Origin of the sequence: Shouchella oshimensis (assembly GCF_002019765.1) — a bacterium.
Taxonomy (GTDB): domain Bacteria; phylum Bacillota; class Bacilli; order Bacillales; family Bacillaceae_D; genus Shouchella; species Shouchella oshimensis.
In genome coordinates this window covers 2694915-2709288 of sequence record NZ_KV917380.1, presented here as the reverse complement: position 1 = coordinate 2709288, position 14374 = coordinate 2694915, and the positions used below count along the sequence as shown (strand labels likewise).

Genomic DNA, 14374 nt, shown 5'->3' with positions numbered 1-14374 from the left:
TAATAGAAAGAAAACTTGTCGAATGAGTAAGGTGATTCCATGACGATTGATCAGGTGCTCGAAAAAGCAAGCGCCTATTTGCAGCCAGATGATATTGAATTCTTAACAAAAGCTTATACGTTTGCTGAAGAAGCTCATAGCGGACAGTATCGCAAGTCTGGTGAGCCCTATATCCTCCATCCTGTGCAAGTAGCAGGTATTATTGTAGGTCTAGAGCTTGATCCGAATACGATTGCAGCGGCGTTTTTACATGACGTTGTTGAAGATACAGATGCAACAGTGGAAGATTTGCAACAACATTTTAATAAAGAAGTAGCTATGCTTGTTGATGGCGTGACGAAGCTAAAGAAGTTTAAGTACAAATCGAAAGAAGAGCAGCAAGCTGAGAATCACCGAAAAATGCTAATGGCTATGGCAAAAGATATTCGTGTGTTGCTTATTAAGCTTGCCGATCGTTTACACAATATGCGTACACTTAAATTTATGCCGCCACATAAACAACGAGTTACGTCTAACGAGACATTGGAAATTTTTGCTCCATTAGCGCATCGCCTAGGGATTTCTACTATTAAGTGGGAGCTAGAAGATACGGCTTTGCGTTATTTAGATCCGCAGCAATATTATCGAATTGTAAATCTGATGAAGCGTAAGCGTGCAGAGCGAGAGGATTACCTTTCTGACGTAATTGATACAATTAATGAACAGCTAGAAGATGTGCATGTTACAGCAGAACTCTCTGGGCGACCAAAGCATATTTACAGTATTTATCGGAAAATGGTCATACAGAAGAAACAATTTAACGAAATATACGATTTGTTGGCAGTTCGAATTATTGTTAAAAATATAAAAGACTGTTACGCAGTATTAGGGGTTATTCATACGTGCTGGCGTCCAATGCCAGGTCGGTTTAAAGATTATATTGCGATGCCGAAAGCGAATATGTATCAATCGCTCCATACAACTGTTGTAGGACCGAACGGTGATCCTCTTGAAGTCCAAATTCGGACAGAAGATATGCATCGTGTTGCAGAATATGGTGTTGCCGCGCATTGGGCTTATAAGGAAGGAAAAACATTATCAAGCAAGCGCTATTCGTTCGAAGACAAGCTTAGCTGGCTGAGAGATGTCATTGAATCACAAACGGATACAAACGATGCACAGGAATTCATGGAATCCATGAAAATGGACCTTTTTTCAGACATGGTGTTTGTCTTTACACCAAAAGGGGATGTTATTGAGCTTCCAAGAGGTTCAGTGCCACTTGATTTTGCGTACCGCATTCATAGTGAAATCGGCAACCGTTGTATTGGGGCAAAAGTAAATAGCAAAATGGTACCCCTTGATCATGAGTTAAAAACAGGCGATATCGTTGAAGTGATGACGTCTAAACACTCATATGGACCTAGTCAAGATTGGTTAAAGCTCACAAAATCGTCTCATGCGAAAAATAAAATTAAGCAGTGGTTTAAGAAAGAAAAACGAGAAGAAAATGTGGCAAAAGGAAAAGAATTAATCGAGAAAGAAATTAAGGCTCTTGATTTTGATCCGAAAGAAATTCTTACTCAAGAAAATTTACTTGAAGCCACGACAAAATTCAGTTTTGCAGGCGATGAAGATATGTATGCAGCAATTGGCTATGGGGGCATTAGTCCAAAGCAAATTGTGAACCGGATGACGGAAAAGCAGCGTAAAGCAAAAGAACAAGAACAAGATAACCAATCATTAGATGAAGCTTTAAATGATATTCAATCATTTACGACTAAGAAAAAATCAAATTCAATTGGCGTTTATGTAAAAGGTGTCGATAATTTGCTGATTCGCCTTGCTAGATGCTGTACGCCTGTACCTGGTGATGATATAGTCGGCTATATTACAAAAGGTCGTGGTGTGTCCATTCATCGAACAGATTGTCCAAACGTAGTGAGTGAAGAACAATCAAGTTCGCGATTACTAGATGTTGAATGGGAAGGGAATCGTCATTCTTCTAAATCGTACAATGTTGATATTGAGATCACGGCTTTTGACCGAAATGGTTTCTTAAATGAAGTTTTACACACGATGACAGAAACGCGTACACAAATTAATTCAGTTTCTGGAAGGTCTGATCACAAGCATAAGATTGCCACAGTTGAAATGAGTATTTCTATTACAGATAAGCAACATTTACAGAAAATTGTTGATCGAATAAAACAATTAAAGGATATTTATTCGGTACGAAGAGTAACACATTAATAAAATCAGAGGTGGATGAGACATGCGAATTGTTTTACAGCGCGTCAAACATGCCTCCGTAAAGGTAGAAGAAGACGTGGTGGGCTCCATTGACCATGGTCTTCTTTTGCTTGTAGGTGTGACTCATGAAGATGAACAAAAGGATAGTCGTTATCTTGTTGATAAAATCGCTAATTTAAGGATTTTTAGTGATAGCGAAGGGAAAATGAATTTGTCTGTTCGTGATATAGAGGGTTCAATTTTGTCAATATCCCAATTTACCTTATACGGGGAAACAAAAAAAGGCCGGCGCCCTAATTTTATGGCAGCTGCAAAGCCGGAGCATGCTCTAGCGATGTATGAGGCATTTAATGATCAATTACGTGATATAGGATTACGAGTAGAAACAGGCCGTTTTGGTGAGCACATGGACGTTAGCTTACTCAATGATGGACCGGTAACGATTATTTTGGACAGCAAAGAGACGTCATAAGTGTACAAAACCTCATTCTAGGGATGAGGTTTTTACTTGTGTATTCCCTTAAATGAAACCGGTTTATTTTTTGGTTGACTTTCAAGTGATTTTCGGTAAAATGAAAGTGTACAATATGAAATCGATTTCATAAAAAGGGCGTTTTTATTATGTCAACTATTAAAGACGTGGCGACAAAAGCAGGTGTATCCAGGTCAACCGTATCAAGAGTATTGAATCATCACCCTTACGTTGACGAAAAAAAACGTAAAGCAGTTCAAGAAGCGATTAAAGAATTAGGTTATACACCTAACTCTTCTGCTCAACGATTAAGAGGTACGGAGACCAAAACAATTGCCGTTCTTGTTTCCCGAATTGTCAACCCGTTTTTTAGTGCAGTAGTAGATGCGATGGGTGAAGTAGCCACCATGCACTCGTATCGGATGATTCTTTGTAACACGCGAGGAAGAGCAGACCAAGAGCTTCATTTCCTTGAGCTCCTTCGGACAAAGCAAGTGGACGGTGTTATTTTAGCTTCGATTGTAAATGATTGGGAGACGATTTATCCGTATTTACAATATGGTCCCATTGTTTTGTGTAATGAATACCCAAGAGATTTACATGGGGCGCCGGTTATAACCATTGATCAGAAAAAGGCGATGACCACTATTACGAAACATTTGCTACACAAAGGCTACGATTCAATTGCATACTGCAATGTCTATGACGTGAATCACTTACCAGAAGGAGTGCGCTCTCCACTAGCAGAGGATCGGTATGAGGGATTTGTTCAAACAATGAAGAGCGAAGGAAAAGTCATTCAATCGAGCTGGCGTTTTTCCGGTCACTCTGTTGATGACGGTCGAGACATTCTTCGCACAATATTGGGTTTATCGAATCGACCAAATGCCATTATTACCGGCAGTGATGAAATTGCAGCTGGCATTATTGCGGAAGCTAAAGTTAAAAAGGTGCGTATTCCAGAAGATTTAGCGGTTGTAGGCTTTGATAACCAGCCCACTGCGACACTGTTAGAACCGCAACTCACAACCATTCATCAGCCTACTTTTGAGATGGGCAAGCAAGCAATGGAGATGCTGTTAACCTTACTAGCAAACCAAAATGAACAATACGAGTCTGTGACTTTTTTAGAAGCACCAATACAAATTCGACATTCAACATAACGAAAAGGGGTTAAATCGATGACAAACGTCACAATTTGGAATGAATATCGTCATGAACAACGAAGCGAGAAGGTAGCAAGCGTATATCCTGAAGGCATCCATGGAGCGATTGCATCGTTTTTAAATGAAGAACATACTGTTAAGACAGCTACCTTAGATGAAGAAGAGCATGGACTAACAGAAGCGGTTCTGAATAAGACAGATGTCTTAATTTGGTGGGGACATATTGCGCACCATGAAGTAAAAGATGAGATTGTGGCCCGGGTTCAAAAACGAGTTTTAGAAGGTATGGGGTTAATTATTCTCCATTCTGGTCACTTTTCAAAGATTTTTAAAACATTAATGGGAACGAGCTGCGATCTAAAATGGCGTGAAGCAGATGAGAAAGAGCGGCTGTGGGTTGTGAGCCCAAGCCACCCGATTGCTGATGGCATTGATGAGTACTTTGAATTGGAAAAAGAAGAAATGTACGGCGAACACTTTGATATTCCTAATCCTGATGAAATTGTCTTTATGAGCTGGTTTCAAGGAGGAGAAGTTTTTAGAAGTGGATGCACATTCCATCGGGGTAATGGGAAAATTTTCTATTTCCGACCGGGACACGAAACGTTTCCAACTTACAAAGATCAAAACGTGCAAACAGTGATTAAAAACGCAGTTAAATGGGCGACACCAACAAAAAGAGCCTATCCTACTTATGGAAATGCCCAGCCATTAGAACCTGTACCAGGGCAGTCGGAGTGATCAGATGAAAGTTGGTATTATAGGTGTAGGTGGGATTGCGACAAATCGTCACATTCCAGCTTTACAGACAATAGAAGACGTTGAAGTATATGGTGTTTATGATGTTAATCAAGTGAGAGCAACAGAAGTAGCTGCATCATTTGCTATTCCATTCATTGCTAATTCTGAAAGCGAGCTTTTTGCCCAAGTCGATGCGGTAGTCATTTGTACACCAAATAAATTTCATCATCAATCTGTTCTTCAAGCGCTTCAAGCCGGTAAGCACGTATTTTGTGAGAAACCAATGGCTATTACAAATGCCGAAGCCGTTGAAATGGAGAAAGCGGCAAGTGAAGGTAAGAACGTTTTACAAATTGGGTACCACTATCGTTTTAAAAAAGAAGCACTTGCTGCAAAGAAACTCATTCAAACCGGAGAAATCGGTGATCCACTTGTTATTCGAGTAGAAGGGATGAGGCGTAGAAAAGTACCTGGCTGGGGTGTGTTTATTAATAAAGACCTTCAAGGCGGCGGTTGTTTAATGGACTATGGTTGTCACCTTTTAGACTTGGCGCTATGGCTCGTAGACTACCCGGAAATTGAAAGTGTACACGGGCAAACGTATGAACTTGTTAGCCGTCATGAAGATCAGGTAAATGAGTGGGGCGCTTATGATGCAACAAAAATTGATGTAGAAGATCATGCTACAGCATACATTACATTTAAAAATGGTGCTACCATGCTTTTCGAAACCTCCTGGGCAGCCAATGTTCCTAGTGATAAGGAAACCATCAGTATTTCTGGCACTACAGGCGGTTTGAATGTGTTTCCGTTAGCAATGAATAAAGCGTCTTCAGGCATGATGTCGACGATGAACGCTGACTGGATTGCTGGAGAGAGCAATGAGGGAATCGCTCAAGCTCGTAACTTTGTCAATGCTTGTCTTGGTCGTGAAGAGTCACTTGTTAAGCCGAACGAGGCACAGCAAGTAACATCAATTATTGAACAAATTTATGAGGCGAGTAAAAAATAGTTCTTTTTTTCGAATTAGGGGTTTTAAAACGTCAGGCAATGGCTATCCTATAGAGAAGTCATGATTAGGAGCGGTTGTCAATGCGTGTCCATGGAAAGCAAGAAGTGCGAAAAGCCATTCAGGACTCAATGGATCAAATCCAACAGCATGAAGCCAATACTGCTTATGCTAGGTTAGAATGTGGCGTAACCCCAAATGAAATTATTTTTATGAAGAAAGCTCTGATGAGAAATTAGCTATTGACGAGCGTGCTTTCATTTCGTATAGTTATAAGCAACTAATTAAAAACGGCAAAATGAACCATTGACGAGGAATAGTAATAGCGGATTCTAGATGCTTAGAGAGAGTTGCCATAGGCTGGAAGTAGCTCCATCTACCGATATGAATGAACACCTTTGAGGATTTTTTCCTGAAACACTAGTAGGGAAAAACGTAGCTGGCGTTAACAGATTAAGAGGAGACGCAGTCTCAAATTTGGGTGGCACCACGGGTTCAACTCTCGTCCCAGATGAGTAATCATCTGGGATGAGAGTTTTTTTTGTTTTTTAAAAAGGAGAGAAAGTATATGTCTATTCGTTTGCCAAGAGGAACGCAAGATATTTTGCCTGAAGATGCTGTCGTTTGGCAACATATTGAAAAAATAGCTAGAGAAGTGTGTCAAGGGTATCATTTTGAGGAAATTCGTACACCAATATTCGAGCACACAGAAGTATTTACCCGTGGAGTAGGAGATACAACGGATATTGTGCAGAAAGAAATGTACACGTTTAAGGATCGCGGCGATCGAAGCTTAACGCTTCGCCCAGAAGGTACAGCATCTGTTGTACGATCCTATGTAGAGAACAAGTTATATGGAGAAGCGAATGCTTTAACAAAGCTGTTCTATACAGGGCCGATGTTTCGTTACGAGCGGCCGCAAGCTGGGAGAATGCGTCAATTTGTGCAGTTTGGGGTCGAAGCATTAGGTAGTGCAAACCCACACTTGGATGCGGAAGTATTAGCTTTACTAATTGAAATTTGCAATCGACTTGGGTTAGTCAATTTAAAGCTTGTGATTAATTCATTAGGCGATAAAGACAGTCGTGACTCTCACCGTCAAGCACTTATTCATCATTTTGAACCCTCAATTGAAGAATTTTGTTCAGACTGTCAATCGCGTCTAACGAAAAACCCATTACGTATTCTCGATTGTAAGAAAGACAGAGATCATCCGTTAATGAAAACAGCACCAGCGATCTTAGATTTTCTAAATGATGAATCACGTCATTATTTCGAACAGGTAAAACAAACGCTTGATCAGCTAGATATAGCCTATGAAGTAGATGCTACTCTGGTTAGAGGTTTAGATTATTACAATCATACCGCGTTTGAATTAATGAGCACAGCACCTGGATTTGGTGCTATTACAACCTTGTGTGGAGGCGGTCGTTACAATGGTCTTGTACAAGAATTCGGCGGACCAGAAACACCTGGAATTGGGTTCGCATTCAGCATTGAACGGTTTATTCTTGCAATGAAAGCAGAAGGTGTTACGTTACCTGAACGCCCTAAGTTAGATGCATATATTGTGGCTTTAGGCGATGAAGCAAATCAGCGAGGGGCAGTCTTGCTAAATGAATTAAGAAAACAAGGCTTTCGTGTAGATAAAGACTATATGGACAAAAAAATGAAAGCACAGTTTAAAGCCGCAGATCGAAACGGGGCAACGTGCACAATTATTATTGGTGAAGATGAGCTAGCAAACGAACAAGCCGTTATTCGCCATATGGGTTCTGGCGAACAAAAAACCGTTGCTTACGAAGCAATTGTAACGGAACTTGGGGAAAGCATTAAAGGAGGATTAGAAGCGTGAGTAAACGAACACATCATTGTGGAGAAATTACTAAGCAGCAGGCTGGTGAAGAAGTAAAGCTTGTAGGTTGGGTACAGCGTAGAAGAGATTTAGGACAGGTTATTTTCTTAGATATACGAGATCGCTCCGGTCTTGTGCAAGTAGTTTGTAGCCCTGACATAAATGAGCAAGCCTTACATCAGGCTGATCGAGTTCGAAATGAATACATGATTTCTATCAAAGGTATCGTTGTTGAACGTGATGAAAAAGCTGTGAATGCAAAAATTGCAACTGGAGAAATTGAAATTCATGTTCATGAGTGTGAATTATTAAACGCTTCAAAGCCACTTCCGTTTCAAATTGAAGCAAATACAGATGCTTCTGAAGATGTGCGTTTGAAATACCGTTATTTAGATTTACGTCGTCCAGATATGCAGGAGGCGTTTAAACTTAGACATCGAATTACAAAAACAGTACGTGACTTTTTAGATGGTGATGGCTTTTTAGAAATTGAAACGCCAATGTTAACGAAAAGTACACCAGAAGGTGCCAGAGACTATTTAGTTCCGAGTCGTGTTCATCACGGTGAATTTTATGCTTTACCACAATCACCACAGATTTTTAAGCAACTATTAATGGTGTCTGGTTTTGAAAAATACTTTCAAATTGTTCGTTGTTTTAGAGATGAAGATTTACGTGCTGATCGTCAACCTGAATTCACCCAAATCGACATTGAAGCAAGCTTCCTAGAAACAGAGGATGTTCTGGCTATGACAGAGAAGCTTATGAAGAAGTTAATGCTTGATACCCATGGGTTAGAATTAGAAGGTTCTTTTGAACGAATGACATATGAAGATGCCATGAATCGCTACGGGTCGGATAAACCAGATACTCGCTTTGGTATGGAGCTTGTGGATCTTACAACGGTCCTTCAAGATACTGAGTTTAAAGTGTTCAAACAGGCAATAGAATCAAAAGGCATTATCAAAGGATTGAATCTTGTTGGCGGGGCAAGCAAGCTTTCTCGTAAAGAGATTGATGCTTTAACAGACTTCGTCAAGCCTTTTGGAGCAAAAGGACTGGCATGGCTAAAGGTAGAAGAAGATGGCCTTAAAGGACCAATTGCCAAGTTTTTTAACAGTGAGCAGTCTGAAACATTACTTGAGCATATGCACGCCACTCCAGGAGACTTGTTGTTCTTTGGTGCAGATAAAAAGCAAGTTGTATTCGATTCTCTCGGAGCTCTTCGGTTGAAATTTGGAAAAGAATTTGATCTTATCGACTCATCTAAATTTAATTTTCTTTGGGTTGTTGATTTTCCACTCGTAGAATACGATGAGCAAGCAAGACGATACGTCGCTTTACACCATCCTTTCACTAGACCAAAAAAAGAAGATTTACATTTACTTCAATCAAATCCAGATGATGTACGAGCAGAAGCATACGATCTCGTATTAAATGGATATGAACTAGGTGGAGGTTCACAGCGGATATATGAGCGTGAACTTCAAGAAAAGATGTTTGAAACCCTTGGCTTTACAAAAGAACAAGCTTATGAAGAATTCGGCTTTTTACTTGAAGCTTTTGAATACGGTACGCCTCCTCACGGTGGTATTGCATTAGGCTTAGACCGCATCGTCATGTTACTAGCTCAAAAGACGAACTTAAGAGAGGTTATTGCATTTCCAAAAACAGCGAGTGCAAGTGATCTAATGACAAGTGCGCCAGGGGCTGTTAGTTTAGAGCAATTAATTGATTTAAATTTATCTGTTCTAGGGAAGCGCGGTTGACAGACGCAACCCTTCCATCTATAATGACGGATAATATCATATAGAATTCTTGTTATATCTTATCGAGAGTGGTGGAGGGAACTGACCCGACGAAGCCCGGCAACCAACCTTGTGTGAGGTTAAGGTGCTACATTCAGCAGACTTAGTTCTGAGAGATAAGTGGAGACGAAAAGCTCCTTTTCTTATCTAAGAAAAGGAGCTTTTGTATTAGAGAGAAAGGGTGTTGGAGATGAAGATAGGCTTAATAGGGTATGGAACAGTTGGAAGTGGTGTATATGAAAGGTTAATTGGCTCAAGAGAGCAAATAGAATCCATTATCGGAGAAAAATTCGAAATCGTTCGCATTCTAGTTAAAAATGTAGAGAAGTATAAGGATGTTAACTCATCATTATTTACTTCATCATGGGATGCATTTTATAATGCAGATAAATACGACATTGTGTTTGAAGCAATTAATGGAACAGAACTGACAAGAACATATACAAAGGCACTTCTCAAACAAGGCACATCTGTTATATCTGCAAATAAAAAACTAGTCGCATTACACGGTGAAGAATTAGAACAACTGGCTTTTGAAAATCAAGCTTATTATGGATGGGATGCGGCTGTATGTGGGGCCATACCTATTGTGAATGTTTTCAAAAGTGTGTTATTAACAACGAATGTACAATCAATTGCCGGAATTCTGAACGGGACAAGTAACTATATCTTAACGAAAATGAGCGAGGGTAGCACATATGAAGCTGCACTTGAAGAGGCGCAAAAACTAGGGTATGCAGAAGAAGATCCAACATCTGATGTTGAGGGCTGGGATGCTGTATATAAGCTTTGTTTGTTAGCTCGACAATGCTATGATCAGTGGGTTTGTCCAGATGATATTGACCGAGTTGGGATAAGTCATATTGATCAATGGCATATTCAAGCGGCTAAAGAATTGAATTTATCGTTTAAATTGATTGCTAAATTAGAATCAGATGCCACGTCTTTAAAAGGGTTTGTTAAACCGGCTTTAATCGATCAAGAACATTCGTTAGCGCCCATTCGTGGTGTGTTAAATGCAGTAACACTTGAAGGTAAGGATATGGAGCGTCTTATCTTTGCGGGACCAGGAGCAGGAAAGGAAACAACAGCAAATAGTGTAGTTGAAGATTTTGTTTTCCACGAACAGCAGAAACATGTCATACCTAGATTTACAAATCGCTTAACGAAGCTTGAAGAGGGAATTGCTGACAATGTAACGACACAGGAAGTGTGGTTTTGTAAGGAAAATCATGAAAGTAAAATCCAACCGTATTTAGACAAAACGACGGTCTGGAGAGAGCATGAAGTAAAAGGAGGGAAAGTCTTTGTCGTGACCCCGCTCCCTTTTGCTACGCCATTTCATACATTTCCGCTCTTAACAGAAATGGAACAGTTAAAAGAAACTGTTCAAAATGAATCATAATCGATATTTCGTTTCTGGGACTAGTTTTTTAAATTCTTGAATGAGTTGCTCTGGTGACGTTTTAATTTTATATGTTGAAACACCTCGACTTGTATGTAAATACAAAAAGCCAAGCGAATCAGGTGAATCACTAGGGAAGCGATATGAGATATCAAATACGCTGTCAAGTGGAAACCGGTCGGACTCTGTTTCAATACGATCACTGAACAAGGATAGCTCAAAAGAACTTTCGACAATTCTTTTTTCAAGCAGTCCGATTTCTTGTGTGACTTCAATACAACGTTGCTTTACAATTGCGGTCATAGTGATGCCCCCTTTAAAGAAGAATGTACCATATTTTTTGTGAAAACTCACTTAATATGCGGTGGTTTCATCCTTTTGGAAACGGGGTACATATCTATAACAGTCTACCGTATATGTCTTTAGTCACAATTTTTTGAAAAAGGTTGCGTAAAGTCATTTAAATTGTTATGATAACGTTAATTAAATGATTCCTGAAATGTTCGTACGGGTTTTATTCTTTGAGCCAACACCTTAAAAAAGGGAGCTCGTCGTTACAGTTTTGCTTACATGCCTCGGAAGCTGAGGACGTAAAAGAAACGGTACAGAGCACCCACCTGCCTGGCAGGTTCAAAGCATTAACTACCTACGGCATGATCGGGATCACGAAAAAAGCATTTCCATTTTGGGAATGCTTTTTTGTATGTGCTTTTCTTTTAGAATATGATAAAATCACAACAGCATAAGGGAATCATAAAGGAGTTTGATGAACGTGTTACACCAGTTTTCAAGAAATGAACTGGCCATTGGCCACGATGGGTTAGATCGATTGAAAGGTAGTACAGTAGCAGTACTTGGAGTAGGTGGGGTAGGTTCGTTTTCCGCTGAAGCTCTTGCGCGTTCAGGCGTTGGTAAAATTGTACTTGTTGATAAAGATGATGTTGATATTACGAACGTTAATCGACAAATTCATGCATTATTATCAACGGTTGGTCAGCCAAAGGTTGATTTAATGGCTAAACGAATTCAAGATATTAATCCAGGTTGTGACGTAGTTGCATTAAAAATGTTCTACACAGAAGAAACATATGAGGATTTCTTTTCTCACGAATTAGACTATGTTATTGATGCAAGTGATACCATTTCCTATAAGATCCATTTAATAAAAGAATGTCGGAAGCGTAAAATCCCGTTCATTTCAAGTATGGGTGTTGCCAACAAACTTGATCCAACTCGACTACGTATTGAAGACATTTCAAAAACAAGTTATGATCCTATCGCTAAAGTCATTCGCACACGTTTACGAAAAGAAGGGATTAAAAAAGGAGTAGAAGTCGTTTTCTCAGATGAAAAGCCTATTCAGATTCGTGAAGATATTCGTCAAGAGATTGTGCCAGAAAGTGCTGAGCAAGGTACTATTCGTAAAGCGAAGCTTCCTCCATCATCAAATGCTTTCGTCCCATCTGTGTCAGGATTAATTATGGCTGGACATGTTATTACAAATTTGTTAGAGGGAATAACGATTAACCGACAAAACTAACAAACAAAAAAAGCCCTGCTAAGGCTTTTTTTGTTTAATCGATTTTTTCTAGATTTCCGTTTGTTTCCATTCGAAATGCAACTTGATCATCTAAGTCTTCCTCTAAAATAGCCATTCTTCTTGCACGGTTCATAATGGAAATAAGTGATTGATAATCTTCTTCAATCATACTATGCTCTTGCTTATTTCTTGATAGTTGCTTTTCTAATTCTCCAATATGTGCTTGTGCGGCTTGTAGTTTCTGTCGTAACGTTTGGTTCTCTTCTTTTAATGAAGTAGATGCCCCTAGGTCGACTTTCTTTAGTTGAGCAATGATGGATTCCATTGATGGTTCAGGCTCATGAAATGGCGTAGTTGGTTGCATCGTTTCAAACGGTCTCGCGTCATGTTTTTGATAGTTTGTTGAAAAAGGTGAAGCGATCATACGCTTTCGCATCTTTCTTTCTCGTTTTGCTTCTTCGATGGTACGTAAGTGCTTTTGTCGTATAACCGCATTCCATCGGAACCCGCAAGCAGCAGATGTTCGATTTAGCGCATCACCTACTTCATCAAAAGCTTTTAATTGAGTGCTACCATCTTTTATATGGGAGAGTACTGTATCCGCTAATAATACGTCATCCTCGTGTGACCACGCATCTTGTCTTATTTTCATTATCTCAACTCCTAAGCAATTATGTCTTGCTATTACTTTAACCAGAGTTTTCTTTTTTTATACTAGGCTAGTAATAAAGGAGAGAGAAAAGAATTCTAGCAGATTCAGAAGTTGTTTATTGCCGTTTTTCATAAAGTGCGGCAAGCGCATGTTCAAATTTATTGTCGTGATTTGGCTCGTAATAGCGGTGTTTTTTAAAAGCATCAGGTAAATATTGTTGCTTTACCCAGCTCCCTTCAAAATCATGCGGGTACTTGTACTCGACCCCTCTACCTAGATTTTTAGCGCCTTGATAATGCGTATCTTTTAAATGCAGTGGAATTGTTGCGTTTCCCCCTTCACGAAGCGCTGCAATAGCTGCATCAATCCCTTTATAGGCACGATTACTTTTAGGTGATAGAGCTAGTTCAATCACAGCATTCGCCAGCGGAATACGTGCTTCTGGTAGCCCCACACGTTCTGCTGCTTCAATTGCCGTTAAGGTGCGTGAACCAGCTTGAGGGTTTGCCAGTCCGATATCTTCATATGCAATGACAAGAAGTCGGCGATGAATGCTAACTAAATCTCCTGCTTCCAATAATCGAGCAAGATAATGTAAACTTGCATCAACATCGCTCCCACGAATGGATTTTTGAAAAGCAGACAAAACATCATAGTGCCCATCACCGTCTTTGTCGTGCTGAATGCTTTTCTTTTGAATGCTTTGTTCTGCCGTTTCGAGCTGAATAGATCGAATACCATTTTCATCTTTTGGAGTCGAAAGTACCGCCAGTTCAAGGGCATTTAAGCCGGCTCGTACATCACCACCGCAAGCAAGAGCTAAATGAGTAATGGCCTTAGCGTCAATGTCGATTTTCTCCTGACCAAGGCCGTGTTCTTTATCGTTTAAAGCTCGGTGAAGAGCTTGTTCAATTTCTGGTGGATCTAATTGCTCAAGTTCAAATATATGACATCGGCTTCGAATGGCAGGATTAATAGAATGATAAGGGTTAGCTGTTGTCGCTCCAATTAGCAGTATTAAGCCACTTTCTAAATGCGGCAATAAAAAATCTTGTTTTGCTTTATCAAGTCGATGAACCTCGTCTAATATAAGAATGATGGACCCGTACATTTTTGCCTCAGCAACAACGGTCTCCATATCTTTTTTGTTGTGTACAGTTGCATTTAAAAGGCGGTAATGATGACCGCTTGTACCGGCAATGGCACTTGCTATAGATGTTTTGCCAGTGCCGGGAGGACCATATAAGACCATAGATGAAAGTTGATCTGCCTCTACCATTCGTCGTAATAATTTTCCTTCACCTAACAAGCGTTCTTGCCCGATAACATCATCAATCGAAGTTGGCCTCATGCGAAATGCAAGTGGTTTTTGTTTCATACGTATCCCCCTGACTCACTGATTCATGTATACAGTGTAGCTTATCTTTATTTTCAAGGGCAAATCGAAAAGCGCTCAACCTATTAATCAGATAAGAAATCATGCTATAATGTTTT

Annotated in this window: 13 protein-coding genes, 1 other RNA gene, 1 riboswitch and 1 other annotated feature; of the genes, 11 read left to right on the top strand and 3 right to left on the bottom strand. The window is 39.8% G+C overall.

Annotated features, from left to right (window positions below):
• The first annotated feature begins 39 nt into the window (after positions 1-39).
• The 9 genes from BK583_RS13730 (at position 40) to BK583_RS13695 (ending at position 10688) form a co-directional block, all read left to right on the top strand.
• Complete coding sequence (locus tag BK583_RS13730) at positions 40-2232, top strand: RelA/SpoT family protein (RefSeq protein WP_055737365.1); 2193 nt, start codon at positions 40-42, stop codon at positions 2230-2232.
• A 22-nt stretch (positions 2233-2254) separates the two neighbouring features.
• The gene (dtd, locus tag BK583_RS13725) at positions 2255-2704 is read left to right on the top strand and encodes a D-aminoacyl-tRNA deacylase (protein WP_038478696.1); all 450 of its coding nucleotides are present in this window, start codon (positions 2255-2257) and stop codon (positions 2702-2704) included.
• A gap of 149 nt (positions 2705-2853) precedes the next feature.
• The gene (locus BK583_RS13720) at positions 2854-3867 is read left to right on the top strand and encodes a LacI family DNA-binding transcriptional regulator (RefSeq protein ID WP_055737366.1); all 1014 of its coding nucleotides are present in this window, start codon (positions 2854-2856) and stop codon (positions 3865-3867) included.
• Positions 3868-3885: 18 nt separating this feature from the next.
• On the top strand, positions 3886-4611 hold the full coding sequence (locus BK583_RS13715) for a ThuA domain-containing protein (protein ID WP_055737367.1): 726 nt from the start codon (positions 3886-3888) through the stop codon (positions 4609-4611).
• 4 nt (positions 4612-4615) lie between these two features.
• Positions 4616-5623, top strand: coding sequence for a Gfo/Idh/MocA family protein (locus BK583_RS13710; RefSeq protein ID WP_038478704.1), 1008 nt, complete (start codon positions 4616-4618; stop codon positions 5621-5623).
• Positions 5624-5703: 80 nt separating this feature from the next.
• Positions 5704-5859, top strand: a complete 156-nt coding sequence (locus BK583_RS20785) for a hypothetical protein (protein ID WP_160319316.1) — start codon at positions 5704-5706, stop codon at positions 5857-5859.
• Between the two features lie 58 nt (positions 5860-5917).
• Positions 5918-6133, top strand: a binding site (T-box leader).
• Between the two features lie 55 nt (positions 6134-6188).
• Complete coding sequence (gene hisS, locus BK583_RS13705; RefSeq protein WP_038478708.1) at positions 6189-7475, top strand: histidine--tRNA ligase; 1287 nt, start codon at positions 6189-6191, stop codon at positions 7473-7475.
• Complete coding sequence (aspS, locus tag BK583_RS13700; protein WP_055737368.1) at positions 7472-9244, top strand: aspartate--tRNA ligase; 1773 nt, start codon at positions 7472-7474, stop codon at positions 9242-9244. The genes hisS and aspS overlap by 4 nt, the downstream gene beginning before the upstream one ends.
• A gap of 56 nt (positions 9245-9300) precedes the next feature.
• Positions 9301-9406, top strand: a riboswitch (SAM riboswitch).
• A gap of 67 nt (positions 9407-9473) precedes the next feature.
• Entirely contained in the window at positions 9474-10688 is a 1215-nt protein-coding gene (locus BK583_RS13695; RefSeq protein ID WP_055737369.1) for a homoserine dehydrogenase, read from the top strand.
• On the opposite strand, the gene BK583_RS13690 is transcribed toward BK583_RS13695, so the two are convergent.
• Positions 10683-10991 (bottom strand): hypothetical protein, encoded by a 309-nt coding sequence (locus tag BK583_RS13690; protein WP_055737370.1) that lies wholly within the window; start codon positions 10989-10991, stop codon positions 10683-10685. The genes BK583_RS13695 and BK583_RS13690 overlap by 6 nt on opposite strands.
• Before the next feature lie 185 nt (positions 10992-11176).
• Between BK583_RS13690 and ssrS the strand changes: the two genes are divergently transcribed.
• Positions 11177-11355, top strand: a non-coding RNA gene (ssrS, locus tag BK583_RS13685) — 6S RNA.
• Between the two features lie 105 nt (positions 11356-11460).
• Positions 11461-12228: a tRNA threonylcarbamoyladenosine dehydratase gene (locus BK583_RS13680; protein ID WP_055737371.1), complete on the top strand. Its 768-nt coding sequence runs from the start codon at positions 11461-11463 to the stop codon at positions 12226-12228.
• 34 nt (positions 12229-12262) lie between these two features.
• On the opposite strand, the gene BK583_RS13675 is transcribed toward BK583_RS13680, so the two are convergent.
• Together BK583_RS13675 and BK583_RS13670 are read right to left on the bottom strand one after the other, a co-directional pair.
• Positions 12263-12880, bottom strand: a complete 618-nt coding sequence (locus BK583_RS13675) for an RsfA family transcriptional regulator (RefSeq protein ID WP_038478720.1) — start codon at positions 12878-12880, stop codon at positions 12263-12265.
• 115 nt (positions 12881-12995) lie between these two features.
• Positions 12996-14258, bottom strand: coding sequence for a replication-associated recombination protein A (locus BK583_RS13670; RefSeq protein WP_038478723.1), 1263 nt, complete (start codon positions 14256-14258; stop codon positions 12996-12998).
• Positions 14259-14374 lie beyond the last annotated feature (116 nt).

Excerpts from the sequence above, each read along its gene's own strand:
- BK583_RS20785 (WP_160319316.1), top strand. The coding sequence starts at position 5,704 with ATGCGTGTCCATGGAAAGCAAGAAGTGCGAAAAGCCATTCAGGACTCA.
- dtd (WP_038478696.1), top strand. The coding sequence starts at position 2,255 with ATGCGAATTGTTTTACAGCGCGTCAAACATGCCTCCGTAAAGGTAGAA.
- BK583_RS13675 (WP_038478720.1), bottom strand. The coding sequence starts at position 12,880 with ATGAAAATAAGACAAGATGCGTGGTCACACGAGGATGACGTATTATTA.
- BK583_RS13710 (WP_038478704.1), top strand. The coding sequence starts at position 4,616 with ATGAAAGTTGGTATTATAGGTGTAGGTGGGATTGCGACAAATCGTCAC.
- BK583_RS13715 (WP_055737367.1), top strand. The coding sequence starts at position 3,886 with ATGACAAACGTCACAATTTGGAATGAATATCGTCATGAACAACGAAGC.
- hisS (WP_038478708.1), top strand. The coding sequence starts at position 6,189 with ATGTCTATTCGTTTGCCAAGAGGAACGCAAGATATTTTGCCTGAAGAT.
- BK583_RS13720 (WP_055737366.1), top strand. The coding sequence starts at position 2,854 with ATGTCAACTATTAAAGACGTGGCGACAAAAGCAGGTGTATCCAGGTCA.
- BK583_RS13690 (WP_055737370.1), bottom strand. The coding sequence starts at position 10,991 with ATGACCGCAATTGTAAAGCAACGTTGTATTGAAGTCACACAAGAAATC.
- BK583_RS13730 (WP_055737365.1), top strand. The coding sequence starts at position 40 with ATGACGATTGATCAGGTGCTCGAAAAAGCAAGCGCCTATTTGCAGCCA.
- BK583_RS13670 (WP_038478723.1), bottom strand. The coding sequence starts at position 14,258 with ATGAAACAAAAACCACTTGCATTTCGCATGAGGCCAACTTCGATTGAT.
- BK583_RS13695 (WP_055737369.1), top strand. The coding sequence starts at position 9,474 with ATGAAGATAGGCTTAATAGGGTATGGAACAGTTGGAAGTGGTGTATAT.